General features: G+C 67.7%; 1 protein-coding gene and 1 pseudogene. Both read left to right on the top strand.

What is annotated here, in order from left to right; genetic code table 11:
* Positions 1 to 386, top strand: a pseudogene (locus tag F0185_RS35665) (IS21 family transposase); the annotation flags it as partial.
* The coding region (locus F0185_RS35660; protein ID WP_223164580.1) for an ATP-binding protein at positions 383 to 656 on the top strand (274 nt) is incomplete at its 3' end. The pseudogene F0185_RS35665 and the gene F0185_RS35660, both read left to right, overlap by 4 nt.

Below are 656 nucleotides of genomic sequence, written 5' to 3'. Positions count from 1 at the left end.
GCTTCAACGGCTACCTGCGGCGTTCGTTCTACGTGCCGCTGGCGAGCCTCCTGGCGCAAAGCGGCCAGAAGCTCGACGTGGTCACGGCCAACGTGGAGGTAGCGCACTGGCTGGCCGAGGTCGCCAACGCTCGCGTCCATGGCACGACGAAAGAGCCACCGGCCAGCGCGCTCAAGCGCGAGGCGCAACATCTGCAAGCGCTGCCGGCACCGTGGCGGGGAGACATCGCCGCTGCCCGTCCGCTGCCGGCAACGGTGGCGCCGACACCACCACGGCCGGCGGCGGTGATCAGCCGGATCGCACAGCCGTCGCCGGCGCAGCATCCGCTGCACGTGTACGACGCGCTGCTGGTGATAAATCGGGCAGGCGAAGGAGTGGCGGCATGAACCTGCAGCATGAGCGTATCGCGGCGTTATGCGAGAGCCTGAACCTGCCGTTCGTGGCCCAGGGCTACGGCGCGGCCACCCAGAAGGCGGCCAGGCAGGAGATGGCCTACAGCGACTTCCTGGAGGGGCTGCTGAGGGAAGAGGCCGCCGGGCGCAATGTGAGGAAGCAAAGCACGATGACGCGCCTGGCAGGGTTCCCGGTGGTCAAGACGCTGGAGGAGTTCAACTATGACTTCGCCAAGGGCGTCAAGCGTAGCCAGGTCGAGGAGC

This window comes from Massilia rubra, from assembly GCF_011682065.1.
Classification (GTDB): Bacteria; Pseudomonadota; Gammaproteobacteria; order Burkholderiales; family Burkholderiaceae_D; genus Telluria_A; species Telluria_A rubra.
Note: the sequence above shows the minus strand (reverse complement) of the source record. Positions and strands in the feature narration are given on the sequence as shown.